This is a genomic window from Bacillus sp. EB V-12 (assembly GCF_056158125.1).
This window is the reverse complement of sequence record NZ_JBUXJL010000005.1, coordinates 112,161-137,906: the sequence shown is the minus strand read 5'-3', so window position 1 is coordinate 137,906 and position 25,746 is coordinate 112,161. Positions and strand designations below refer to the sequence as shown.

General features: G+C 30.6%; 18 protein-coding genes and 1 pseudogene. 16 read left to right on the top strand and 3 right to left on the bottom strand.

Translation table 11 applies throughout. The features are described 5' to 3' along the window. Window positions 1-536 precede the first annotated feature (536 nt). From ACZDYH_RS17900 to ACZDYH_RS17890, 3 genes are all read left to right on the top strand, one after another. Window positions 537-1,169, top strand: coding sequence for a hypothetical protein (locus tag ACZDYH_RS17900; protein ID WP_474886827.1), 633 nt, complete (start codon window positions 537-539; stop codon window positions 1,167-1,169). Window positions 1,170-1,855: 686 nt separating this feature from the next. Then, entirely contained in the window at window positions 1,856-2,938 is a 1,083-nt protein-coding gene (locus tag ACZDYH_RS17895) for a GAF domain-containing protein (RefSeq protein WP_474886825.1), read from the top strand. A gap of 17 nt (window positions 2,939-2,955) precedes the next feature. Then, window positions 2,956-3,159: a hypothetical protein gene (locus ACZDYH_RS17890; RefSeq protein WP_474886824.1), complete on the top strand. Its 204-nt coding sequence runs from the start codon at window positions 2,956-2,958 to the stop codon at window positions 3,157-3,159. A 516-nt stretch (window positions 3,160-3,675) separates the two neighbouring features. Here the strand turns inward: ACZDYH_RS17890 and ACZDYH_RS17885 are convergent. Further along, window positions 3,676-5,373: pseudogene (locus tag ACZDYH_RS17885) on the bottom strand (DUF2075 domain-containing protein). Between the two features lie 448 nt (window positions 5,374-5,821). Here ACZDYH_RS17885 and ACZDYH_RS17880 point away from each other — a divergent pair. The 5 genes from ACZDYH_RS17880 (at window position 5,822) to ACZDYH_RS17860 (ending at window position 14,347) form a co-directional block, all read left to right on the top strand. After that, window positions 5,822-8,908: a UvrD-helicase domain-containing protein gene (locus ACZDYH_RS17880; protein ID WP_474886822.1), complete on the top strand. Its 3,087-nt coding sequence runs from the start codon at window positions 5,822-5,824 to the stop codon at window positions 8,906-8,908. Beyond that, window positions 8,898-11,531 (top strand): hypothetical protein, encoded by a 2,634-nt coding sequence (locus ACZDYH_RS17875; RefSeq protein ID WP_474886821.1) that lies wholly within the window; start codon window positions 8,898-8,900, stop codon window positions 11,529-11,531. Before ACZDYH_RS17880 ends, ACZDYH_RS17875 begins: the two co-directional genes overlap by 11 nt. Window positions 11,532-11,542: 11 nt before the next feature. Then, window positions 11,543-11,725, top strand: coding sequence for a hypothetical protein (locus tag ACZDYH_RS17870; RefSeq protein WP_474886819.1), 183 nt, complete (start codon window positions 11,543-11,545; stop codon window positions 11,723-11,725). A gap of 44 nt (window positions 11,726-11,769) precedes the next feature. Further along, complete coding sequence (locus ACZDYH_RS17865) at window positions 11,770-13,188, top strand: UvrD-helicase domain-containing protein (RefSeq protein WP_474886817.1); 1,419 nt, start codon at window positions 11,770-11,772, stop codon at window positions 13,186-13,188. A gap of 319 nt (window positions 13,189-13,507) precedes the next feature. Beyond that, window positions 13,508-14,347, top strand: coding sequence for a GIY-YIG nuclease family protein (locus tag ACZDYH_RS17860; protein WP_474886815.1), 840 nt, complete (start codon window positions 13,508-13,510; stop codon window positions 14,345-14,347). 263 nt (window positions 14,348-14,610) lie between these two features. On the opposite strand, the gene ACZDYH_RS17855 is transcribed toward ACZDYH_RS17860, so the two are convergent. Then, window positions 14,611-15,444 carry a hypothetical protein gene (locus ACZDYH_RS17855; RefSeq protein WP_474886813.1) on the bottom strand — a complete coding sequence of 278 codons (834 nt, stop codon included), beginning with the start codon at window positions 15,442-15,444 and terminating at the stop codon, window positions 14,611-14,613. Between the two features lie 668 nt (window positions 15,445-16,112). Here ACZDYH_RS17855 and ACZDYH_RS17850 point away from each other — a divergent pair. After that, window positions 16,113-16,694 (top strand): ComF family protein, encoded by a 582-nt coding sequence (locus ACZDYH_RS17850; protein WP_474886811.1) that lies wholly within the window; start codon window positions 16,113-16,115, stop codon window positions 16,692-16,694. 836 nt (window positions 16,695-17,530) lie between these two features. On the opposite strand, the gene ACZDYH_RS17845 is transcribed toward ACZDYH_RS17850, so the two are convergent. Next, the gene (locus ACZDYH_RS17845) at window positions 17,531-17,779 is read right to left on the bottom strand and encodes a hypothetical protein (RefSeq protein ID WP_474886809.1); all 249 of its coding nucleotides are present in this window, start codon (window positions 17,777-17,779) and stop codon (window positions 17,531-17,533) included. Window positions 17,780-18,054: 275 nt separating this feature from the next. Between ACZDYH_RS17845 and ACZDYH_RS17840 the strand changes: the two genes are divergently transcribed. The 7 genes from ACZDYH_RS17840 (at window position 18,055) to ACZDYH_RS17810 (ending at window position 25,710) form a co-directional block, all read left to right on the top strand. Then, on the top strand, window positions 18,055-19,791 hold the full coding sequence (locus ACZDYH_RS17840) for a helicase-related protein (protein WP_474886806.1): 1,737 nt from the start codon (window positions 18,055-18,057) through the stop codon (window positions 19,789-19,791). 16 nt (window positions 19,792-19,807) lie between these two features. Next, window positions 19,808-20,959 (top strand): DNA-processing protein DprA, encoded by a 1,152-nt coding sequence (locus tag ACZDYH_RS17835; protein ID WP_474886805.1) that lies wholly within the window; start codon window positions 19,808-19,810, stop codon window positions 20,957-20,959. A gap of 768 nt (window positions 20,960-21,727) precedes the next feature. Then, a complete protein-coding gene (locus ACZDYH_RS17830) occupies window positions 21,728-21,901 on the top strand; it encodes a hypothetical protein (protein WP_474886803.1) in 174 nt (57 codons plus the stop codon). Between the two features lie 265 nt (window positions 21,902-22,166). After that, entirely contained in the window at window positions 22,167-22,349 is a 183-nt protein-coding gene (locus ACZDYH_RS17825) for a hypothetical protein (protein WP_474886801.1), read from the top strand. A gap of 36 nt (window positions 22,350-22,385) precedes the next feature. Next, complete coding sequence (locus ACZDYH_RS17820; protein ID WP_474886799.1) at window positions 22,386-22,673, top strand: hypothetical protein; 288 nt, start codon at window positions 22,386-22,388, stop codon at window positions 22,671-22,673. 604 nt (window positions 22,674-23,277) lie between these two features. Next, on the top strand, window positions 23,278-23,526 hold the full coding sequence (locus tag ACZDYH_RS17815; protein ID WP_474886797.1) for a hypothetical protein: 249 nt from the start codon (window positions 23,278-23,280) through the stop codon (window positions 23,524-23,526). A 903-nt stretch (window positions 23,527-24,429) separates the two neighbouring features. After that, window positions 24,430-25,710, top strand: a complete 1,281-nt coding sequence (locus ACZDYH_RS17810) for an MBL fold metallo-hydrolase (RefSeq protein WP_474886795.1) — start codon at window positions 24,430-24,432, stop codon at window positions 25,708-25,710. Window positions 25,711-25,746: the final 36 nt, after the last annotated feature.

Genomic DNA, 25,746 nt, shown 5'->3' with positions numbered 1-25,746 from the left:
ACTTCGCTAAATATGTCCCTGTTCTTTTAATTTGTATAATTACGGAGGTGAAACAGAAAAGAACTCCGCTGAATTTTATCTTTATTGGTTTTTTATTATAAATCATTAAGTAAGCAAAACGTAATAATTTTACTTAATTTAACAACTATTACATCATAACATAAATAATAACAGTATACAAATAAATTAATATATGTTTTTATTTTCAACATTTTTGGTTTGATTATTATAGGACTCGTTGCAATATTTATTGGAGCTAGTATGGCATTATTTTTGGATTATGTAGGAAATAGAAATAGAGAAATTAAGTAAAAATATTGCATGATATTTCATCATCATCTTTTTTCATTTTATAGCATGCCTTCTCAACCATATAGTCAAAATTAACGATTTATATCTTGTATCAATAAAAATGGTTTATATGTAAGAGGAGATACCCAGCTTATTCTATTTAGTATGTAATGGTAATAAAACATTGATATTATAAATATAATATATTAATATATATAATTATTAATTGTGTAAGAGGTGCATCTATGGAAAGAGAAATATGTTTCAATAATATTTGTGAGGGGAAACCTTTAGTAGGAAAATTGTATAATGTTAGGAAAGAATACTATAGATTAAGTAGTCCATATTTTAATCTAGAACAACTTCCAAATTTCTTAAATATTATCTTAAGTATAGTATTTATATTTATAGTTTTTATTCCCTTTGCATTAGTTTTTAGTATAATTCCAGAGTATTTTGCAATAATACGATTTATATTTGTATGGATTAGTTTTGGTGGTTCAATATATTTAGGGGCAAGATGGTATACCGAGGTAATTTATAGATTAAATAGGATACAAATAAATAAAAGAGTTGAAAAAAATAATCATACATTAACGAATCTAATACTAGCTGAGAAACAATTAGTAGAACAGTTAGATATATTAAAGATACCTGTAGATTATCGTTATCCATATGCAATTAGTAGGTTTGAGAATTATCTCTCTAATTATAGAGCAGATAACTATAAAGATTGTGTGAATATATTTGAGCAAGAAAGACATAATGAAAGAAAAATAGATGAATTAAGGACGATTCAGGAATTACAAAGAGTTACTAATCATAAAATAGATGAGGGAAATACTATTGGTTTAATAAACCTTATAAAAAATAGATAATATGTAATTGTAAATCTCTCAAAGTAGATAAAAGTATTATTTGGTAGTTGTATAGAAAAACAGTGAAAAGGCGTATCTAATAAATAAGATACGCCTTTTTCATGTTAATAATTATAATTATTTATTGAGCATGTCTTTTGTATTTCATGTTTGGAAAGGAACGTACTTAAAACACATTAAAGTGTTGTGACTGTGCAGAGATATTAAAGTCATTTCTGTAGTGTTTAAAAATTCTTCTTCCAATAACGGATTAGATTAGTTCAATAAGGAATTAAAATAAGAACTTGTAGATTCATTCTGAAAAAATGAAAGAAACGAAAAAACTTAAATACAAAGTAGGCTCTGTTATACAGAGGTAGAGAGATTATAATTCATCAGATACAGAAATACACATACAAACACGCCATCTTTTCCTATGATTTTATTGAAAGAATAGCGTGTTTTTTCATTTTATGAGGTATTTTATTTTGTTAGTTTAATAGCGATGTGGCGGTACTCCTATTATAAAGCATATTAAATTTTTTGAAAAAACAACAGCAAACTTTGCAAACAGCGTTTTTTATGAACTTTCTTTGTGCAAAAGCCCACCTTTTATACATAAACAACTTACTATTAAAATTTTAAAGTATAATCAAATAAGAGTATAGAATTCAAGAGAATATATGATATTAAAAATGGAGGTATTTATGAGTCAAAAAGAACTGATTAAGGAAACGGCTGTAGGAGAAGAAGAAAAAAGAGAAACACCCGTGGTTGACAAAGAACGAACTGAGGAAATAAGCTCTGAAAACGAAATTGCATCTAATGCTGAAAAGCAAGAACGTCTATCGGTGCCTATGAGGATCCTATGTTATTTTTTAGCTCTGTGTTTGGTTGTTGCGATAGTATATGGGTTTGCAGGGATTGCTGCTGATATACTTAAAAAGATTCCAGTCTTCGCAAGTGTTGACCGAATTAAGGTAATCGCAAGTGTAGGTATTATCTATTTTATGTTTGATTTGATGATGCATTTGGGTAATCATTGGCGTTCAAGTGAAAAAAATGAAATTGGTACAGCGGTAACAAACTTTCCGAATCCCTTTTATGATCCAGGGTTCAAAAAAGGTCCATATGCTTTGAGAAGGGCATATAATGATTTATATTCTAGATATAATGTAATTAATAGTTTGTTGGGAAGGAGTTTGGAGAATAAAAAAACATTAGAAGAAGAAATCGGTAAGATGGATGCTAAGCTTACAGTATCCATACGTCATAATAATAACTCTAATAGGATAATTAGGTCACTTAACTATTTGTACAGAGTGGACAATAAGGATTTGCCACGTAAGATGCTTAATGAAATCCTTCAGGAATGCATTACGGTTTTAGAAAAAGACCTGAGCGACAAATCGATTGCAATGTTCCGACTTAGTGATAATAAATTAGTTATTAAAGAAAGTGTTCGTATAAACGCGGAGTCTGTTTCGAAAAGAGTCTTTGGAAAAGGTGAAGGTTTTGCAGGATATATTTGGGAAAAGGGAGAGCCGGTGATTGTAGATAGAATTGAAAAAAATGATGAACGATTTGAGGATTTTGAATTACAAATGACACCTATTGGTTCAATACTAGGTTATCCACTAATAGTAAATGATGAATTTCTAGGTGTTTTGTGTTTACAATCAGATTCAACTGCCGGATTTAGTGAAAGTGATATTAGAACAGTTGAATTTTACGCACGGATGTGTACCTTCATCTTGTTATATGATAATATGAGTATGAGGAAATTTTGAAATGGGAGGGGATAAAATTGGCTACATTGGATAATTTAATAAAGAAGACTGGATATAATGATATCGATGAGATCCGTTCTGAAATGTATAGTCTAATTCAAGAGGGGAATCAAATTGAAAAAGAAATTGAAATTGCTCTTAAGAATAAACCTCGAAATCCATTCAAATCGGCGCCGCGAAAAAGAAGATTTTTCAATTTTAAATTGAAGTCAAAGAAGTAAATAAAATAAATGTAAAAAAACTCTATATGTTTTGTATAGAGTTTTTTGTGCGGTCATTCTAGTGTTGAATATTGAAATGTTTTCAATTTTGTATAATCATCATTAGCTTCAATCTCCCCATTTTTGAAATAAATTCTATCATAAAGTTAAAAAAAGTATAAAAAGGTTAATAAATAAGAAGAAATATTTAGAAATATGCTAGTAATTGTAGAAGAAATAGGTGATCTCACTACCTTTTATTGTATGTGAAGCATGACAAGGATTTAGAAATATTAGTCCAAGTTTAGAGGTATGAAGACAACGCCTTTCAAATTTATAGATTGAGCAGTAAAAAGAATGTAGATTAAAACCTACATTCTTTTTGACTTCGTATATAAATTCTTGCTAACAAATAGCTTGTAGGCTAACAAGTACAGTAGAAGCTGCATGGTTAGGGTTAGTTGTTAGAATTACTTAATAATATGTTTTGACTAAATAATAAGTACTAATGAGTAACCTTTTATTGAATTATTTGTATTAAAGAGTAGCTTTTTTAAGTTCTAGTAACTTGGTCCTTAGTTTTTCATCATGTGCATATATATAAAGACCTTTTATGCCTCGTTTTAGCAAGATATTAAGCGAGTTTAGTATAATTTCTTTTTTTATTTTTATAGCATTTGGATTAGTTCCTAGCCCTTTAAATGCTTCAATGTCTTTATATTTATCACTTAATATTAAAAGTCTATTATTTTTCTCATCATAAGATATAGATGGTCCCAATATAACGCCCACATAGTTTAAGTCGAATCCTTGTACAGTATAAATTGAACCTACCTCATCAATTGAGCTTTTACAATGAGTGCTATCCTCCCTATTTGCCCAAATTGTTGATGGATCAGTTTGATTCCATAATAAATTCAATTTACCTGTATTAACATAATACTTTCCGCCATCTTTTTTGTGATCAAAATCAACAGTTGATACTACTCTGGAAAGTTTTTTCTTTGAATTTATATTTTTTATTTTCTGATGCATTTCATAAGCGCAATCAAATATATCAAAATCGTAAGTATTAGGGACAGTTGGTAAAGGCATAATTTTTTTATAAATAAAATTATCTATCCAGGATATTAATTCATCACCTGCATGCATTCGCATTTGGGTAAAGAGCGTATGTCGTGTAGGGGTATATTTTGATATAACTGAGTTTAATGTTTTGTTATTCCAAAATGCTTTATATTTAGTTACCTGTTTTGGATCAAAAATAATTATTGTAACTTTAGCTTTATTTATAATATCTTCTAACTGATTATTGCCATTATAGTATTTATATCTATATGAACCAGAAAATAGTAAGTGAGCTTCATCAATAAATACAATATCTGCTATTTCTTTATCTTTACTTAGTGTTTTCTAATTAATAAAAGTAGTAGGCTTTAATATTTTATTTTTTTGTATTATTTTTATACTAGATGCTAGCTTATGAAAAGTTTTTAATGCTTCATTATGATTTATTAACATATAGTTTGAAGTATTATATAAATTAGAGTTTTTATCTTTAGAGAGTGCTAGAGTCTTATAGTAGAGTGAGCTTAAAATAACGCTTTTACCAACTCCGGCGCTTCCTTCAATTAGAATAACTTTATGTTCTGTTTTATTTTGGGTATTTATTTTTAAAAATTGTTCCTCTAACTCAACCTCAACATTTTGGTATAGTTCAAACTGTTCAGGAGTGAGTTCTTTGAAAGGAGAGAGTTTAAAAATATCATTATTGTCAATTAAAAACAAATCTTTATTCACAATTTTTTCTTTATACAGTAATTCTCTCCATATTTCTTTAAAGACTTTTTCCGCATAAAACTTTTTTTGATAATAGTTGTGTACAACTGGTGATACAGTTTGACTCACATTTCTTAACGTGTAACGTCCATCACCTAAGAAATAATTAATTAACTTTGTTTCCAAATTATATGTAGCAGATTGATTAAATTTTTCATGTTTAATCAGTGTTACGTGCTTAAAATCATGTCTGTTTTTAGCATTAGAAGTATTATGCCTATTTAGTCTATGCCTGTGTAATCTATTAAAAGCATTTACTGTTTCACCAATATAAGCTTCTTTCTCTTTATGTAGGATATATAAAATAGGGTAGTCATTAAAAACATTATAATCCGTTTTAATTTTATCAATTTCTTCTTTTGTGAAAGGGATAGCTTTAATAGTTAATCCTTCCATGAATATACCTCCTATTTTTAAAGACCAATGTCTTAGATTCAAAGTGGAAAACTTTACTGCTAAATCTTGCTTAAATAATATGGATTTGAAATACTTAGAAAAAGTTTTTAAAGGTTTTAAAATTGTAGAAGTTCACTTTAATTGTATAATTTAAAAAATAAATATACAACTTATGTATTATTTATTGGTACAATATAAAATGGTAACCATATGAAATAATCAATATCTTTGAATATTATGTTGATATAAGGAATATAACTGTTTAATAGAAAACAAATGGATTAAACCTTAATTGAGCTGAAGAAAAATTCTAATTCAGATTCTAATTATGGGAGTTAATTACCATATGAAATGCCAAAGTATGTATTAATTTGTAAAAAAATATCTATTTTAGATTGAAGGTTTAGTATAATAATACTAATGTTTTTTATTTGGGGGTTTGTACAAATTGTTTATTGAAGGAATGGATGAATATCGGCCAGGCATTGATGCGGAGCGTGACGTTTGGAAAAAAGTAAAATCAGTATTCATTGAACGTGAAAGTTTTGGCTTTTTACATTTTCCAATGTTCAAGGAAAATCATGCTAGTAAAAGGGAAATAGATATCTTATTAGTTGATCGAGAGATTGGTATAACTGTAATTGAAGTAAAAGGAATAAGTATAAATCAAATTAAAGGAATACAAGGTCATATATGGCATTGTACTAATGGTGTTCATTCATATAAAGGTGAGCCTTTTAACCAAGCGGAGCAACAATTAAATATGTTGTGTGATGATATTGAAAAAAAGGACAGTCTGAATCGAGCATTTTCTAAGCGAGCGGTAGTAGCCTTGCCTTATATTACGAGTGAACAATGGATAGAGCGTGGTTTTAACCAATTGTTAAATACTCCTTTTATATTGTTTAAAGATGACTTTGAACAAGGGACTTGGATTCAAAAACTTGAGCGTATGAATATATATAAAGCAAGATTGAATTTACAGGATTCTCAATGGGATGCATTAAAAAAACACTTTTATATTAGAAATTTGGCAAGGGAAAAAACAGATGAAATAAAAAGCGAAAAACAAAAACGGTTCTCTAATTTATATGTTTTTACTAGTGAGGAGCAATTTCAAAAAGAAAAAGAGGAAATCGACAAATTATTAAAGGAAGGTTTAAAAATTTATATCTTTAGCACGTTTTCTATTTCTACTAGTTGGCTTGCATTGCAAAAGGATTTTTGTGATGAATTTCAACTTCAAGTTTTTCAAACAAAAGAGACACTCCTTTCAGTGGATACAAGAATTATCCAAGACGGAGAGGTAGAGGCATCCTTCTTAAAGAATATATTGGCTCCAGCGTTTCCGGAGTTTAATTTAGGTCAGTATATAGCAGTTCATACGCCGCATACGGATAACTTAATGATTACAGCAGGTGCGGGAACAGGAAAAACATACGTTATGATTGATCGTATTTTTTATCTGTTAGAAAAGGTTGGCATTACACTTAAAGACATCATAATGGTTACTTTTACAAATGCGTCTACTAATGAAATGAAGGAGCGTTTGCAAAAGAAATTATTAAGCATGTTTAAATTGACAGAGAAAACAAAGTATCTTTACTTTGCTGAAGAAGTAAAAAATATACAAATTAGTACAATTCATGCGTTTTCTAAATCTATTTTAACTCAATTAGCACATGAAATTGGTTTTGGTAGAAACTTAAAGGTAAGAAGTTTTATTAAAACGAAGAGTGACATCCTTGAAAATCTTGCTAACGAATTTTTCCAAAAACATCCTGCGAAGGTTTTAGTCGATTTAAATTTAAAGTTTTACGAAGTTACAAAAATGATGAAGAGTTTCTGGGATGAAATGGAGAAGAAGGGTTTAACTAGACAAGAAATTGAATCAATTGATTGGGGTACGGTAGTAAAAGAGGAGCATCAAGTTCTTAAGGATCTTTTTCAATATGTATTCAAGAAATGTGAAGGCTTATTAGAATCACAAAAAAAGAAAGAAAATGCAATTGATACAGGGGATATGATCCGAAAACTAAAGTTATTTACACAAGGTGATGCACTCAAACAGCTTCAAACTGATAAATATTTATTTGTTGATGAATTTCAGGATAGTGATAATACACAAATTGAACTAGTGGCAAGTCTGCAAAATCAGTTAAAATATCATCTTTTTGTAGTTGGAGACATTAAGCAATCGATTTATCGTTTCCGTGGTGCAGATTACACGTCCTTTAAAAGATTAGCAGAAAGGGTTAATTCATCATTTACGCCTGTTGCTTTAAATCAAAACTATCGGACAACCAGCAGTTTATTAGAAAAGCTAGATAAGGTATTTTCTGTTTGGGGGCAGAAGTGCTGGGGTCCAACAGGTAATGAAAGTTTGCTTCCTTATACGGATAATGATCGTTTAAAGGGGATGCAGATTACTGAGCCAACAATAGAAGAATTCCTTTATCCTAATATAAATAAGAAAAATATAGAAGAAAAAACAGTTCGTCATATTTTTGAATCTGTGGATATAACCAAACAGTTACCAGATGATGAAAACAAAAGAATTGCCCTTGTTGTACGTACGAATAAACAAGCTCTTGAAGTACGAGAGTGGTGTGAAAAAGCAGGAATAGGCACTGTGCAAAATTTAGATGGTACGTTTTATAAATCAGATGCAGTCATACATTTTAAAATGATGTTAGATGCCCTGTTGTATCCAGGTGAGGCAAAGCATGTGGTTAATTTTCTACAATCACCTTATTTTAGATATGCAATTCCAACTAAACTACTTGTTCCCTTCAAAGGTGATAGTGATAAGATTATAAAGTTTTTACAATTGCATATGGGAAATGACTTTACACAGTATCTTGATGAGTTAAAAAGATTACCTGTTATGGCTGTTATACAAAAAATTATCTCTGAAAAGGGATTACTGCAAAATGTTTCATCCTATTATGAAGTGAAGTATGGAGATAGCCCTAAAATAGATGAATCTATAAAACAGCTAGAGATTGAGATAGCTGTAAAACAGTATGAGAAAAATTTATATCATTTAATGAACATCATCCAAAAGCAATTTGATTCAATGAGTAGTACGCTTTGGAACATTCATGAATGGTTAACCTTACAAATTCGTGTAAATCGTAATGAAAATGAACCAATGATTGATACGAAATTAGGAGTTGTAGAAATTACGACTGTCCATCGTTCGAAAGGCCTAGAGTACCATACTGTTATTATGCCTAAACTGAGCCACTCATTTAGTAATAAACAAGCCTCATTTTACATACAAGATGAAAAAGAGATGAGTGACGATAAACGGATTGTTGGCTGGAAAGCTAAAAAAATTAAAAATAACCATTTTGCTACACTTCAAAATTATGAAAGTTTTGAAGTAGAAAGAGAAGAAACACGATTATTGTATGTAGCGATGACACGTGCGAAAAAGAGACTAATCTTAATGATGCCTGAAAAAATAAGTGAAAATACATGGGGTAATTTACTAGGACGAGCTTTTAATGAGGTGAATCATGAACGTTGATGTATATACATATGATGATCCGAAGCGTTGGAGAAATCATTCAAAATATAACAAGATAAAAAATGCTATTCATATATGTGCTACCAAAAATATGAAGGACGGTATTGTAGAGGCTTATCAAAACAAAGAAGGACGAGAGTTTTGTTATGTGTTTACAATTCGCGAAATTATTGATGAATTATTAACAAGATGGAATTTACCCGAAGAGCAACTAAAACAATATTTAAAGCTTTCACGGGTTATCAATGAGCTTAACACGGATAATGCAGAATTGAAAAATGCATTTAAAAATAATCGTTCTGATCTTCTTGAAACGATTCGATTTCTGACGTATACCGGGGTGAAGCCCATTGATTTAACTACAATCAATCTAGAAAGTAATAAGCTAACAGAAAAGGAAAAGCTCTTTCAACAAATCTGGTTTGAAGTAGAGGGAAAAGATAGTACTTATAAAGATATTCGAAATAAGCTTCGTAAGGGATGGGCAATAGAAGAAATCAAAAAGAAGATAAACAAGCTTTTAGAGAAAACTCAAAAACCAGCACTAGATGTTGGGATGAATGAGCTTGTCTTACATGGATTTTACTTCATTACACCTGAGCAGCAGATTTTTCTACAAGCTCTCAGGAAGGCAGGCTTTTCTATTATATTCTTTAATTTTTATGATCATCGTTTTCCAGAAACCTTTGATTTTATAAAAGGCTTTATTTCTAAAGAATATCAGTGGACTGATAATTGGCAAATTGAAAGTAATCGAGAAAACAAGGAAGAGTCCCTCGGCACTGAATTTTTGAGTGCATTTGAAGGAGAGAATGCACCGGGGGGAACCCTTAAAAAAGAAGTTATTCGTTATAATTCCTTTTTTGAATTTTTAAATGATGTAATTATCCCTAACTATCCGATTGGTGAGTCAGAGGATGAAAGGGATAAAAACAAGAATAAAGTACAAATTATTGCAACTAATGCTGATATGTTGAATGGGATTCTTGTTCAATATTATCCGAATAAATTTGCGGAAAGAAGAAACTTTTTACAATATCCGGTTGGTCAATTCATTAGTAAGATTCACCAGATGATTGATGAGAATACATTAATTTTAAATGAAGATATTTTAATTTCAGCGTTTTCATCAGGTTGGCTTTATAACCCCATAACGAAGAAAAATGCTAGGGATTACACATACTTGCTAAAGCAACTGTTACCGTTCTTTGGTAACTGTCGTACAATTCATGCGGATTGGGTACCAAGGTTTTCTGATTTAATGCAGCATTATAAAGAAATATTACCAGCCTTTGAAGGGCCAAGGGATGATAGGATTGTAACGAGTGTGCGTAGTCCCTTTTCTAAATTTGCTCACTTTTCACTAAGCAAGAAGCAAGTTGAAGAAGTTTACTATTTTGTGAAGCAACTCGTTTTCATTGCGGAAGAATTGTTTGATATAGAAGCAAAGGAAGCCACTATAAGTGAACATTTTGATAAATTGTTAGCGATATTAGATAAACATAATCCAATGCAGCATTCTAAATTACTTCAAGATGAAACGAAAATTATTCATTCATTGAATGAAAAACTAAAGAAAATTCAGGATGATAATTTCTTCCTATATGATGATGTTGGAGAAGCCATCAATGTTTATTTGAGTGGGAAATTATCAAAAACAGATGAATCCTTTATAAAACCGTTTATTGAGGTTGATGGGGAATCTTTTAAAACAAATATTAATACTTTTTATCTAACAGGGTTAGATGAAAAAGGTCTACCTCTTGATGAATTCAGTACACCATGGCCATTACAGGATGTTACGTTTGAAAAACTCTCCATTCGTCATGAAGTACTTGAATTACATACATTGAGAAACCAATCCATCAAGCAGATTTCAAGGTATTTACTATTTATTGCTTTGGAATTTTTAGTAAATGAAAGTACTGAACTGTCTTGGATGCAAAATTTCTTAGACAGGGAAGATCTTCAACCTGCTGTGTATGTCCATCAATTAGGATTAAAAGTAATAGATTATAAGGAGAAGGCAAATCACCTTGTAGTGAAAACGCGCCCTAATCTAGTTGATTTTAAAGACATAGTGGTAGATATAGATGATGAGGATTTAACAGAACTAACATTTACAGATTTTCTAATAGAATATAACCAATGTAAAAGGCGATTTTACTTTAGTTATATCTTAGGTCGTTCGCCTGTTTTTACTGATGAATTTATTCATCAATTTATGTTTACAGAATTAATTCGATTGGTCAAGCGCAGTACCGCTTTAGCGGATGAGCAGGTTATTAAAACGGTAAGCGAATTATTCCCCCAATGGACGAACTATAAAAAAGAGGTAATGGCCGAAACGTTTATTAAAAGTGCGGGCATCAGTGTAAAAAAAGATGCGGTTAGTGGAAACATCAGTATCAGTCAGGCGAGGAAGAATTTTCAGCTTCCTGGTCTTACAAAAAAGGTTAGAAATAAATTGGTGGAAGAAGCAGTTATGAATAAGCCTTCCTTGTTAATTGATATGAAGGAAGATGTAATGAATGAGAATATATTCCATGCTGAACCAGGAGAAATTTGTCGTTACTGCCCTCATATAGATATTTGTGGTGAAGGAGAACATCCGATTGATTAGGAGGGAACAGGATGAATAATATTTGGAGACGAATAGCTACTAACTGGAGAACATTTGAAAATGATAGTGATTCAGAGCATTTGATAGAAGAACTAACAAATAATGCATTGAATATGGTCCTAGAAGAAGACTCCTTTAAAAGTGCATTGGAATACTTAGATGAAGAAGAGAATGATGACGATGATTTGCCGTAATATGATAAGAGAGGTGTAGGAGAAGGGGAGAAAATCCCCTTTGTATGTGTATGGAAAATAAAGTAGAGAGTACGGAAGTAACATTAACTAAGCAACAACAGGATATAGTTGATTACACAGGAAATGAAATATTGATTAGAGGAATTGCTGGTAGTGGAAAAACGCTTGTATTATTAAGAAAAGCGAAAAAAACGGCGATGAAATACCCAGATGAAAAAGTTGTAATATTCACTTACGCAGCATCTCTTTCTAATGCAACTAAATTTTTAATTGAGAAGTACAACCTTCCTAACCTAGAAGTAAAAACTTTCCATTCCTGGGCATATGGTGCATATTATAAAATCATGAAAAAGAAGCCTATGATTATACAAGGGAATAAACAGGATGGGTTTTTAAAAGAGGCTATAAAAAGCTTATCAAGCCTTGATCATCGTTTTGTAAACAATGATGATTATTTCGATTTCCTAAAGGATGAAATACAATGGATTAAAGGAAAGAACATTTCTACTTTACATGATTATTTGAAAGTAGATCGAAGAGGGCGCGGTACCAATACACGTGTTACCATGAATGATCGTGAGATTATTTATCAAGTCTTTGATCAATATAATAAGAAGAAAAACTATTTACTTGATTTTGATGATTTAGCTGTTATTCTCATGAAGAATCCAGCTATATTTCCAGATTCCATTAAATATGATCACATTTTTGTTGACGAGGCTCAAGATTTACAACAGGTTCAACTGCAAGCATTAAAGCATATTGCTAAAAAATCATTTATTGTTGCTGCTGATAAAGGGCAAAAAATCTATAAAACATCTTTTACATGGAAAGAAATTGGTTTGAATGTCACGGGTAATCGTACGAAAATATTAAAAGAATCCTACCGTTCGACAAAACAAATTATTCAACTAGCAGCAAGTCTCCAACAAAATGATATGATTATCCATGATGAGGAATACGTAATTCCCAATTTACCGGAGAGGGAAGGTCCTATCCCGTATTTAATGAATTGTAAAAATGCTGAATCTCAAGATAGAGAAATTATTAAATCAGTAAAACAAATTATTGAACAAGCACCAAATTGTACAATTGGTATTTTATATCGTGAGGGATCTTCAAGAAACTCAGCAAAATTTAGAATTCAACGTGCATTAAACGATGCGGGTATTCCATCAGAAGATATTCGAGAGAAGGGAAATCCATATACTCCTGGTGTGAAACTCTGTACCTTCCACTCAGCAAAAGGTCTAGAGTTTGACTTTGTATATATTATTGATTTAATTGAACCTACTAGAATACCAGATGAGGATAAAGAAGAGAATTATTGGGAAATTGAAAGACGATTGCTGTATGTTTCTATTACGCGTGCTTGTAGGCATTTACAACTATTTACTTATGGTGACACGTTAAGGTTGGTTAAGGAATTAGATTCAGAGTTCTTTAAGAGTTTCACCTTATAGAACTTTAATTCAGTTAAAAGATTTTATAAAAAGGATAGAAATGTCTATCCTTTTTATTTTTAGATGCATTGTGATGACAATATTGTTACGAATAATTCTATTTCGTTCATGATTTAAAGAAAGAGTTTCCTTCTTTTGTGATGTTAGCAGCTTTTTAATAAGAGGAAGTTCTTTATGTGTTTTTACAATAAGCTTAAAATATAAATACACTACGAATCATATGAATTTATTAATAATAATATAAGGAATATATGTTGCAATGTTTTGATTGAAAAATAAAGTGCATTTTAATTCGACAAAATAATATGGAGGAAAAAGAGTGGAAATCGTTAAAGACATTAAACTAAAAAGACAATATTTGCAGATGTTGGATGAGAAATGTTCTTGTATATTTCATAATTCACATAGGGTATGTGGATTATATGCTATTTTCAATAAAATAAATGGTAAAGTGTATATTGGAAAAACTACTAAAAAAATATTTCATTATCTTCGTACCGTACGGTTATATGCATTAAGAGAGGGGAGTATGCATAATAAGCAGTTACAAAATGATTTTAATACTTATGGTGAGGAAAATTTTGAATTTTTTATAATAGATAAATTTGCAATTGTTGATGAGGGTTCAACTATGTATGATGCTTTAAACCAAACTATAAATTATTTAGAGGTTTTCTATATTAGCCAATTAAAGACAAATGAAGCAGCCTTTGGCTATAATATTTTAATTGGAGGGGACAATGATATAACAATAACAGGAATTAATTCATTAGTTTATCAAGAAAAATTAAAGAGAGAACAATGGGTGTATGGAGATCCAGTTGGATCAAAAGAATTACCATTAGCCATTCCAGATATATATATTCCTATAAAAAGGCTAAAATGTCCTAATAATCCACCAGGATTAGGCTCTATTATAGGTTCCTATATGAAAAAAGATCGAAAAGCAAATAGTTTCAATCAATACGTTAATATATTCTTGACAATGTATCGTGAAAGAGGTTACGTTCAAGCCCACATGCATTTAATCTCATACTTACTGGCCCAGCAAGTGCGAAAGGTATATCCAAACACTCCAATAATTAAAGTGGATGCGAAATGTGATTTTGTAAGAAAGATGTTTCAGAAAAGGTTAAAACATACTGCCTTTCATATATAGACAAATTTCAAGGCCATATTTATTGTTATGAACATCAAAACTTTTAATTAAAAAAACATTTACAACTGTTTCTTACGATAATAGTTTAAGGTTAGCTAAGGGATGGATTCGGATTTCTAGAATAGTTTTTATTTATAGATAGATTAGAAGAATATTAAGGAATTTTAAGCTATTTTGTAAAGTAAAGATTTCTAAATGACTTAAGAAGTAGATTGAAAAAAGTTCCAAATTCTTTCATGAAATAGAATTTGGAACTTTTTGAGTCACTTTATTTTCTCGGGTTTTTCAACTTTTATTCCATTAGAAAATATGACGCTTTTAAAAAGTATATTCTCGGTTTGAGAATATACTTTAAAATAAGGGCGAATAGTAGAATCTGGGTTAAGAGGAGCTGATATTAAATTATTATCGTTATTACTAATCACTACATAATTCATATTATCTCTGGTAAAAGTTAAATAAACTTTTTGCTCTTTTGCAGTTTTTATTCCTAATTGGTGGGCTGAGAGTCCAAAAAATATAAATAGGGTAATAAGTGTTAAATATTTATAAGAATGTAAAGGCGTAGCGATATGCCTTAATACATTTTGAATCTTTTTAGGTAAAAGACCATAGAAAGCAAAAATCATTAAAGAACCAAAAAATAAAAATTGTGTACCCCAATGATTTTGTAAGTCAAATATTAATGAAAGCGATATATATATTGCTATCAATATGATGATTGTAGAATGTATTTGGTTGTACAAGGCCTTTGAAGGTAGTGTAAATTTGAATGGTAAAACCCAGCTGAAAAGAATAACAAAATACCAAAATAAAGCTCCAGCTATGTATGAGAAAATACCTAAAAAGAAATGTATTAAGTCATTTGTGTCACACTTAAGAAAGGCTAGTGAATTTAAATGAAAATACTGGTGATACCCACCTTTAAAAAGAGCTGCAAATGAATAGGATAAAAAAGTTAACAATAATACTATAATAGCAGCTTGGGTTAAAAATACTGATGAATCCTTACTTTCTTCTGCTTTTGGGGATAAACGATTAAATTTTCTTGTTTTAGAAAATAATTTTAGACGTTTGCGATGTAATTTATTTCTCAAAATGACCCCTCCTATATAATTATATTTATATATTAAGTTTAACCCTTTCCATTAGTCAAAGGAAATTTTATATTTTTGAGCCATAGTTGTGATGGATAAGTAATGATAATGGTTTTAAAACATACGAAAATTAATTAATAGTTTTAAAAATTTTATACTATATAAAAGTAAACTGGTTGTTTAATCAAAATGTGGAGTATTTTAAATGGAATGTTCCAATTGAATTGTTTCGTTGAATTTATAAACCAAACAAATTTGATTGATTATTTGAGAAATTAATAGACATACTTTTCAAAATGAAAAGTATGATGTTAAAAAATGCTAAATAAATAATTAATATAATGCAAGTAGAATATAGAAAGATTTTAAAGAGAACGGTAGATGAGAAAAAAATCTATGCCGAATGTCCCCTCCAGGAGCTGAAGAGGGGAATTAATAGAAAAAGTACTAATAGGACAATAGATAATATTTAACGATTATTAAAGATATATGTTAAAATATTCCTAAGGGCTAGAACATGAAAAGTACAACAGAGTATTTATACAGAATAGATATCCTTAAATTCACAATTAAGGAAGGAAGAAAGAGGATATAATATTTTATAATTCGAATAAAAGGAAATATATTGTAAGAGGGGATTAATTAAGTTTAGAAAGAGTGGGAAGAAGATGGAAACGAGAAATCTGATTGTATTACAAGGCGTATGGAACGAAGGATATGCTTTAGGCCTTCATACATTATCAAGTATATATATAGGGGATGATCAGTTTGGACGCCCAATGTACGATACTAAAAGGAGCGATATTGGAGAATTGGTTTATCGGTTAAAATATAAAGGAGAGGATACAATAAATGACATAATGGAACTGGTTATTCCTCTTTTGAAAAAATGGGGAATACACAATGAAATTGAGTTAATTGTTCCTGTGCCCCCATCAAAGAATAGAATTAAACAGCCAGTGTTTGCAATATGTGATGCAATAGGTGAAAATTTAAATGTATATGTTTGTCATGATGTTTTAAAGAAAGTTAAAAATCAACAAGTAAAGGGTTTGGGTTTAGCAGAAAAACAGCATGCAATAGAAGATTCAATAGTTTATAATACACAAATTATTAGACCTGTTTCTATTTTATTAGTTGATGATTTATATCAATCTGGAGCAACCTTAACAATGGCTACGAATATTTTACGCAAGGAGCCTAATGTTCAAAATATCTATGTTTTGACCATGACAAAAACCAGAAATTAGTAGGTAGTATGAGGAGATGGATTAGCTATAATTATTCTTAGGGCAGGATGCTTATATATTAAAAAGAGAGGTTATGGTAATCCCGCTTGAAAATGTAGGAATGGATTTTTAACCTTTTAGATAATATAGATTAGTTACATTTGGATAGAGAGAAAACTTTAGCTTTTGTTTCCGGTGGAGATATGCAGTTGAAATTCTATAGTATGAATAGAGGATTTATAATTATTTATACATTCAAAAAAAGAAAAATAGGCAGAACCAACATATCCTCTTGGTAGATGATTTTGTGGATTAAAGAATAAGCTTTTACTGCAGTGACTTAGCTACTTGAGGAAGACTTGGATGAGGTAATTAGTCAAATTAAGAAATTAGATATTAATTCACTGTCACTAGATGCATTTGAAAGTAAAATATTAAAAGATTTTGTGAGAAGTAAATTGATAAGAAATTGCCTATAATTGAAAAAGCTATTTTACTTCTATATAGAAAAGTTTTATATCTTACATATTTTTTAGGTGTTGAACTACTAGTCTTCTAATCAAGGTGTTGTCCAGTTGTACTAATACAGTTAATCTAATTTTTAGTGAGATTTTTCGTCAGTTAACTTTGTCAAGAAAGAAGGAGGCTCCAACAATTAAAACTTTTTTAATAACTACTTATTGAACTCGTGTGAAATTGCTGAAATTAATGTATCTATGGGGGATTAACTACCGTATAATTGAAGGAGATCCACTGTCATTGTGTTACTGTTTAGCTCCAATTAATGGTGTTAAATTATAAGAGGGAACGGATACCATGAAGAAGGCTTCACTAGTCAATAGTGAAGCCAATTTTCCTTATTTAATTTCAATTAAGTTAATTACATCAGAAGGATACTCCCAAAGTTCACCTTCCGCATCCCATTCATGTTTACAGTTTGTACATTGTACTTGCGTTATAAAATCATATTGGTTCTCCGCCCCCATGCTTCGTTCGTCCGAACTCACATGTTCCAAATCCTGAATTAAAGTTGATGTTGAAAAACTTACATTACATTTAGGGCATGTAAAATCAATAATCTTTTTAATAGGTAATTTAATAGACATTCTAAATCTCCTCCAATTATTTTTTCAATGTTTTAATATTATAACACCAGTTACAAGAATAAAATATTTGAATTTCTTTATATCCGAAAATAAAGGTTTAATAAATTAAAAGTATAGTCCTGTTTTTTTCATCATTCTCATTATTAGTATCTTCAAATGATAGATATGAGAGACCTGCTAGTGAAACTATATTTAGTTACTTGCAATTGTATTATCCAGCGAATTGAATGGTCATATAAAAAAGTGATGAATAACCTGCGATGAAATATAAATAAATGAACCACGTCGTCCGTGATGTGCTCTTTATTACGCCTGAGCAGCTACAAAAAGAAGATTTCATTCATCTTTTATCACAACTAAAGGTAAGTTTATTTGTTGTTGATGAGGCGCATTGTATTTCAGACTGGGGGCATGATTTTCGGCCAGACTATCGACGCATTCATCAATTACTTCAAATCTTACCGGAAAACATTGCTGTGTTGGCAACCACTGCAACAGCTAATAATCGAGTAATTAAGGATGTGGCTAAACAGTTAGGGGATTGTGAAATCATTAGCGGTGATCTTCAAAGGGAATCGTTGTATTTACACAAAATTTATTTGCCGATTGCAGAACAAAAATATGCATGGATTGTAAAGAATTTAAGTAAGCTACAAGGTTCAGGAATTCTTTATGCAACGACGATTAGAGAATGTGAACGTCTTGCTACTTGGCTTCGTCAAAATGCAGTTAATGCGAATGCGTATCACAGTGGCCTTGCTGAGGAAGTTAAAATTGAACTTGAGAATAAACTAATTAATAATGATTTGAAGGTGCTTGTGTCTACTATAGCTTTAGGAATGGGCTACGATAAGGAAGATATTAGTTTCGTTATTCACTACTATACTCCGAAATCTGTTGTTGAACATTATCAGCAGATTGGCCGTGCGGGCCGTGGGATTGATCAAGCAATTTGTGTACTTCTTTACGGGGGAGCAGAGGAAAATCAAATTAATGGACATTTTATTTATAATTCGTTCCCAAAACAGGAACATATTAATCAAGTAATTCATTTTTTAGATAGCCATGATGAAGTAAAGAAATCTACCTTAGAGCAGAAAATGAATATAAAGTCCTCTATACTTAATCAGATATTAAAATTACTCATGATTGAGGGATTTATCACAAAAGATTCCAAGGGGCGTTATTTCCGTACATTAAAAAATTATACTGGTCAGCAGGAGCATTATGATTCTGTAATTAATATGAAGGTACAAGAATACCAAGAACTGCTTAAGTTTCAACAAACAAAGGATTGTCAAATGGCATACCTAACAAGGGCATTAGATAATGCTGTATCTCACCCGTGTGGTAAATGTAGTACTTGTTTGGGGAATACTCGGAATTGGACAGACAATCAATTAAGTATAGATGATATTGAGAAAGTGTCTATCTTTTTTAAGAAAAATTTTATAAGAATTGAGCCGAGAAAAAAATCTGTGTTAACAAATAAGAGGTTGAGTACAGTAAATGAAGAGGGAATCGCCCTTAGTTATTATCATGAGTTATTGGGGCAAGAGGCAAGTCGTGGAAAATATGTTTATAATCATTTTTCAGATATACTTGTGAAAGCATCAGTTGATAAGTTAAAGTATTTTTTACGAGTGAAAGGAATTAGTACGAATGAATTAATAGTTATTCCAATACCATCAAATCGTCGCCCGCAACTTATACCTAATTTTGCACAAAGATTAGCATATGCATTACAATATAAGTACACTCATATCTTTGCTAAGAAATCAAATGAACCAGAGCAAAAAACATTGCTTAATAGTTGTTATCAAGAGCAGGGAATTCGTGATTATTTGTATATTCAAAAAGAAGAAAACTTACATAATCATCACATCTTATTAGTAGATGACTTTGTTGATTCAAAATGGACCTTCACTATAGCGACTGAGCTGCTTGGGGAGAAATATATCAATATTAAAGTAACACCGTTTGCTTTAGCTGATACGAGTGGTAGTGATTAATGAGAGGTGTAGTTATATGAAGTTTACGAATAATGAAATTTCAACATACTTATTTTGTGCACAGCTTGCACAAACAAAAACAACCCCACTCACGATACTAGAGTGGAATGCAGTTGTTAAGTCATTAGGTGAGCATAAATTACAGCCAGAAGTATTACTTACAATGACAGCGAGCGAGTTGCTAAATACTTTAACGCAAGCGACTAATGCACAAAAATCAAAAATTTTAAAGAAAGTTGAAGCACGTCAAAAACTTGGGATTTCAATGCTTGAACTTGAAGAGATTGTTCATCAAGGATATGGGATTATGTTCCGTTCACATATGCCGAAGCGCATTAAGAAGCTAACACAAAAGTTTGTACCGGCTTTCTTTTACTATGCAGGCGACCCTTCAATTTTATCATATAATGCATTAGGGGTTGTTGGAGCCAGAGCTGCAAATACCGATGAACTAACACTAACAGCGAACATTACTAGGGAAGCAGCGGAGCACGGGGTTGTAATTATTTCTGGTGGAGCGAAAGGTGTAGATACTACGGCTGTGGAGACTGCACTTCAACATGGAGGTAAAGCTGTGGTATTTCCAGCTGATGGGTTAGAAAAATGGGTTAAGAAAAGTACAATTCGTCAATACATTATAAGTGGACAGTTACTTTTAATGTCTAATCAGAGGCTCAATGCACCTTTTTCAGGATCATATGCGATGCAACGAAATAAATTTATACATGCACCATCGGATGCAGTGCTCGTTGCTTCGTCAAAAATTTCAGGAACGAAATCCAGTGGTACTTGGGAAGGGGTATTAGAGAATTTGAAACAACAATGGTCACCTCTTTACGGTATTGGGGATAGTGAAGGTGTAGTACAGCTAATTGTCGAAGGGTATGCAAAGGCATTCACTTCATTTGAGGAAATTTATCAGTCAACTATGGCTATAAAAAAGAGTAATGAGGCCCCTTTGCAAGCTAAACTAGCTGATTTTATTCAACAAGCTGTAACCGAAGGAATGAATAGAGAAATGATTGAAAAAATGTTTGTAAAGGCATTAAGACAGCAATTTAACCAAGAAATGCGATGTGTAGAAGAGAATAGTCTACAAGAACTACAACAGTCTAAAGAGATAGAACAATTAAGTATTACGGAGCTACTTAATGGAGACGTTAAATGAAAATTAATGCGTAAGTCTATACTTAATCTCGTTTAATAATATCTTTTTGCATGAATGTTCAATAAAAAAGAATCTACTTTTATTGGAGTAGATTCTTTTTTATTGAACATATTAAGTTGAGAAGTAATTAATTATAAACGAGAAGGTGGATTAACCCTTTTGGTTTCATAAATAGTATAATTAGTAAATATAAATGGTTTTAATTGAAAAATAGTAAATGTGGGAGGAGTATTTATGGAGCTAAAAACCTTGACTGTAGAAATTTCGTCTATCACATCGCTATTATATTGATTGACTTCGTTATGTAAGGAAGCCAAATAGATTTTTCATATTTTTTACAATAAGTAATTATAACTTCTTGTTTCCTCTAGTATTTCCGCTACCAAACTCGCATTTTTCTAATAGCCTCAATTCAACGAAGAACTCTAGCGTTCTAATCCCCATTTCTGTATCTTGAAGCCCATAAAATAATGTCGTTAACGCCCCAATTGTCGATGATACGTTTTGTCTTTCTATTTTTAATATTGTAATAAATTTATATTGATTCGTGTCTAAGTTTATAAATTCAAAAACATCAATATGATAACGATGCTATGTAACAATAAGACGAAAAAATTTTAAACAATACGGACATTTAACGTCCATGAATTTGAGAGTCTATTAATAGAAATTTAAACTTTGTCCGTTTACTGCTCCAAAGACGGAGGGTATATATAATGAAAAAATTATATAACAGATGTTATCACCAAAGAAAATGTGGAAGACATTTTGAAACCAGGAGTCAGCCTAATCGCATCACCTATTGGGACAGGCAAATCAACATTCATCATTGAGGATTTAATCAAACCGATGTTTCAAAATAAAACGTACGGATTAAGATCAAAGCAGACGTTATTATATGCGATGGATCGCATTACTTCATTGCAGATGCTTGGAATTTAACAACTGTTCGTATCATGTTAAAGCTTATTGAAGTAGCAAAAACAAAACCAATTATCCTTTTTACCGCAACACTACAATTAATCCTCCAATATCTTAAAGTTCAGAGGAATCAATTTGGATACATTCTTGGATTACTGCAAGGAACTTGGCTAGGAAAACAGAATGAACTTCATTTTCTCCAACAAACCATTAAAGGAAATCGTGAAAGACATTCCTAAAGTTGAAAAATGGCTAGTGTTTGTGGAAAGGTGGAAAATCAAGGGGAATGATAAGGGGATTGTGCGGGCAATTAAACACAGAAGGCTATGACGTGGAATACTACGATTCTATGTGGATTCAAACAAGTGATGGTAAATTTACTAATCAGAAAGATAAAGAAATGCAGGATAAAATCGAATGGTTGGCACAAGAAAAACGATTTACAATTCAAAGAACACTTGCAAATTAAGCGATTGATAAAGGTATTGATATAAAGGGCAAGGACTTGAAACGTATCATCCTCCTAAATCAATTTGACCATGTACAAACACAACAAATGATAGGGCGCAAGTGCTTTGATATAGATGACGAGAAAGATAGATTAACTGAGGATATCTATATCTGTTTCAAATACAAAAATTATCAAGATGATATGATTGATAATTTTCGATATTCAACTAAGGTGGAATTAGAAATGAATGAAGTAGAGTTTATCAACGAGAAATTAGAAAAAAACAACTTTGGAGAAAGTGTAAAAAACGTTCTTGGAGTGATATGTAGACGAGGAAATTGAAGAAAGAATCGCAGCATTAAAATTAAATCGTCATCACTTACAAAATGAACATTATGTAGGATTACTGACATTCCAAAAGAAAAATATCATTCCGTTATTAATGGAAAATCCAGTAGAAGAAACAGATGAAACAGGCGCATCAAAATCTATTATGAAAAAGCTCATTGTACGCAATTATCAAATTCTAATAAAAGAATTGTTCGGACGCTTATCCAAGTTGTAATGGTCAAGCACTTATGATGCAAAACAACAAGAATTTAAAAATCGTATAGCGAATGAATTATTACCGTATTTGGAATCTCTCGAAGGCATCCAACTGATGAATGAAGCCAAGCGAGATTTTGAATCGTAGATCAGTTATAACTTTGGAGTATCAAAAAAGATTAAGAGATTAGCAAATTTTACGAATATCAATAAATTTATACAGGAACATATTTTTAAAGTCAACCGAATATGTAAAACGATTGATAAAGAAAAAATAACAATTTTACGATTAAAAGAACATAGATTGTATGGGACACAAGACGTACATTTGTTGAATTTGTATTAATATTTTTTTAAAAGCACGTCCGTTTACTGTTCGTAATAAAAAGGATAATGAATCATGGAAGAAAACGTTAAATTAGCAATTAGTGAAGCAATGATGGCAAATAAAATTACAAAAGTGTTTGCGATACTAGATAAATATAATATCGACTCTAGTGAAGGCAACATGATTATACGACTTTTTGAAGAATCTGGGGAAGCAAGCAGAGAAGCGCGTGAACGTACTAAAAGAATTGAACCAACTAGAAGGTTGACTGATTTAAAAAGGAGTATGGTTATTTACAGAATTTGTCGGATAATCAAGTAGATGTATATTAGGCACAACTATTATATGAAAAGAATTCGAATTATATTTTTAAATACTCGTTACGAACATTTTGTATTTGAGTGTTCATATAAACGATGTGTCCAACGATAATAGACAAAACAGGAGTAACTATTCTCTCAAGGTTTAATTAAGAATAAATACGATGACCGAACATTAGAAGAAGTGTATTCAATATATGCAGGTAACTATGACTTTGGTTTATATACAGATGAAACATATTATATATTAAGCATATATGAAGCAAAGCATTGTAAAGTATGCGAGCATTTAATTGGGTGTAAATGCAAACAGAACGGTAAACAACTATGTTTTTTGTATATTTGAGAAATGTATATATAGTATAACTCTAATAAACGTAAAATATAGAAAATTAAGAAAAATAAAGGGTGGCAAAAAATAGAATTATAGCCCCCGCTACCGAAAAAGAAAAATCCTAGAGGAACAAAGGGACAGAAGGGTGGGAGAATAAAAAAATCGTTTCCGAAGTTCTAAAATTTGAGAAAATGACATTTTTTAGCCGCAGAAAATTGCGTAGACCCGCACCACTGATGGATTCTCATCCCTAACTTGAATAAAAAATATGCAGTTTTTTGTATTGTTTTTGTGCGATTTTTATGTAAAATCTATAGAAAATAAAACATTTTATATGTATATATTTATTTTAAGAAATTATTATCATGATATTTAAGATTTTAAATATTAATTAATTTTATTATATAAATTAAAAAATGGATTTATGTAACAATAAAACTTTGTAATTTATGGCATAATAGGAATAAGTTAAGCTTTTATGATAGATAATTATTGTATAAATATATTTAATTAAATTATGAAATTATATTTTAATATTATCTTTAAGTGAATAGGGATGGAGTGCTTATGATGAAAGAAATAGCAATAAAAATGTTTCCTGCTTCATATGGAGATAGTTTTTTAGTTACTTGTAAAGGTGAAAAACAAACTCATATATTAATAGATATGGGTTTTAAGGGCACATATAATAAAACAATAAAAAAGGAACTTAAAGAAATCAGTAAAGAAGGTGGAAAATTATCTTTATTGATTTTTACACATGTCGATGAAGATCACATTTTAGGCGGGATTAAGTTTCTAGAGGAAAATGGAGATGTAAATAGTCCAAAGATAATCGAAGTTGATGAAGTTTGGCACAATAGCTATAAACACTTGCAATTTGAGAAAAAAAAGCTACTTCAAGAAAAAGAAGAACTGAAAGAAAGTTCAGAAGAAATGTTGACTAAAATAATCCAAAAAGGCCATGGTAAAGAAAATGGTGTAAAAGAAGTGTCAGATATAAGCTTTGAACAAGCCTGGACATTGGTAGGGGCACTTTATAAAAATGGATATACAGATAGATGGAATAAAATCTTTAATAATCAAGCAGTTTCAGTAGAGAATAGCGATAATACTTTAAGAACAGTTAGTATTAATGACGAAGTTAAAATAACTATTCTTTCACCTGACGAAAAAAAAATAAAGGAACTAGATAAAGCGTGGGAATCAAAATTGGTTGACTTGGGATTTAAAGATAAAATAGAAAGTAACGAATTAATGGAAGATGCTTTTGAAATATATATGGCAAATTTTGTTGATAGTAAAAAGAAATCACGTAAAGTAAAAAGAGTTTCTGGAGAAGTAGATATTGATGCTATTGCTAATCAAGATTTTGAGCCAGATCATAAGCCAGTGAATGGAAGTTCAATAGCGTTTATATTAGAATTTGGTGAAAAGAAAATACTTTTTTTAGGAGATTCTCATTCAGAAACAATTGAACAATACTTAAAAGAAATATTAACAAAGAGTGGGCAAGAAAGAATGTATTTTGACGCTGTTAAGATATCTCATCATGGGAGTAAACATAATACTAGTAAAGAATTACTAAATTTAATTGATACAAAGAACTATATCATTTCAACCAATGGAAGAGGGAAGAATTTCTATCATCCAGATATAGAAACATTGTATAGAATTATTAGTAGTAATAAAGAAAAAAAGAAAAAAATTATTTTTAATTATAAACCAACTCGTTTATTTAACAGAATTAATAATAAAGAGTTACAGGATAATTATAATTTTGAAATAGAATACACTAATGATTCAACAAAAGGGATTATTAATGAAACCACCAAAATTATTATTAAGTAGTTTTATTAATAGTGACTAAATAATTATTGGAGGAAC

Excerpts from the sequence above, each read along its gene's own strand:
- ACZDYH_RS17850 (WP_474886811.1), top strand. The coding sequence starts at position 16,113 with ATGGAAACGAGAAATCTGATTGTATTACAAGGCGTATGGAACGAAGGA.
- ACZDYH_RS17865 (WP_474886817.1), top strand. The coding sequence starts at position 11,770 with ATGTGTATGGAAAATAAAGTAGAGAGTACGGAAGTAACATTAACTAAG.
- ACZDYH_RS17810 (WP_474886795.1), top strand. The coding sequence starts at position 24,430 with ATGAAAGAAATAGCAATAAAAATGTTTCCTGCTTCATATGGAGATAGT.
- ACZDYH_RS17875 (WP_474886821.1), top strand. The coding sequence starts at position 8,898 with ATGAACGTTGATGTATATACATATGATGATCCGAAGCGTTGGAGAAAT.
- ACZDYH_RS17815 (WP_474886797.1), top strand. The coding sequence starts at position 23,278 with ATGGAAGAAAACGTTAAATTAGCAATTAGTGAAGCAATGATGGCAAAT.
- ACZDYH_RS17900 (WP_474886827.1), top strand. The coding sequence starts at position 537 with ATGGAAAGAGAAATATGTTTCAATAATATTTGTGAGGGGAAACCTTTA.
- ACZDYH_RS17835 (WP_474886805.1), top strand. The coding sequence starts at position 19,808 with ATGAAGTTTACGAATAATGAAATTTCAACATACTTATTTTGTGCACAG.
- ACZDYH_RS17870 (WP_474886819.1), top strand. The coding sequence starts at position 11,543 with ATGAATAATATTTGGAGACGAATAGCTACTAACTGGAGAACATTTGAA.
- ACZDYH_RS17840 (WP_474886806.1), top strand. The coding sequence starts at position 18,055 with ATGAACCACGTCGTCCGTGATGTGCTCTTTATTACGCCTGAGCAGCTA.
- ACZDYH_RS17845 (WP_474886809.1), bottom strand. The coding sequence starts at position 17,779 with ATGTCTATTAAATTACCTATTAAAAAGATTATTGATTTTACATGCCCT.
- ACZDYH_RS17895 (WP_474886825.1), top strand. The coding sequence starts at position 1,856 with ATGAGTCAAAAAGAACTGATTAAGGAAACGGCTGTAGGAGAAGAAGAA.
- ACZDYH_RS17825 (WP_474886801.1), top strand. The coding sequence starts at position 22,167 with ATGATAAGGGGATTGTGCGGGCAATTAAACACAGAAGGCTATGACGTG.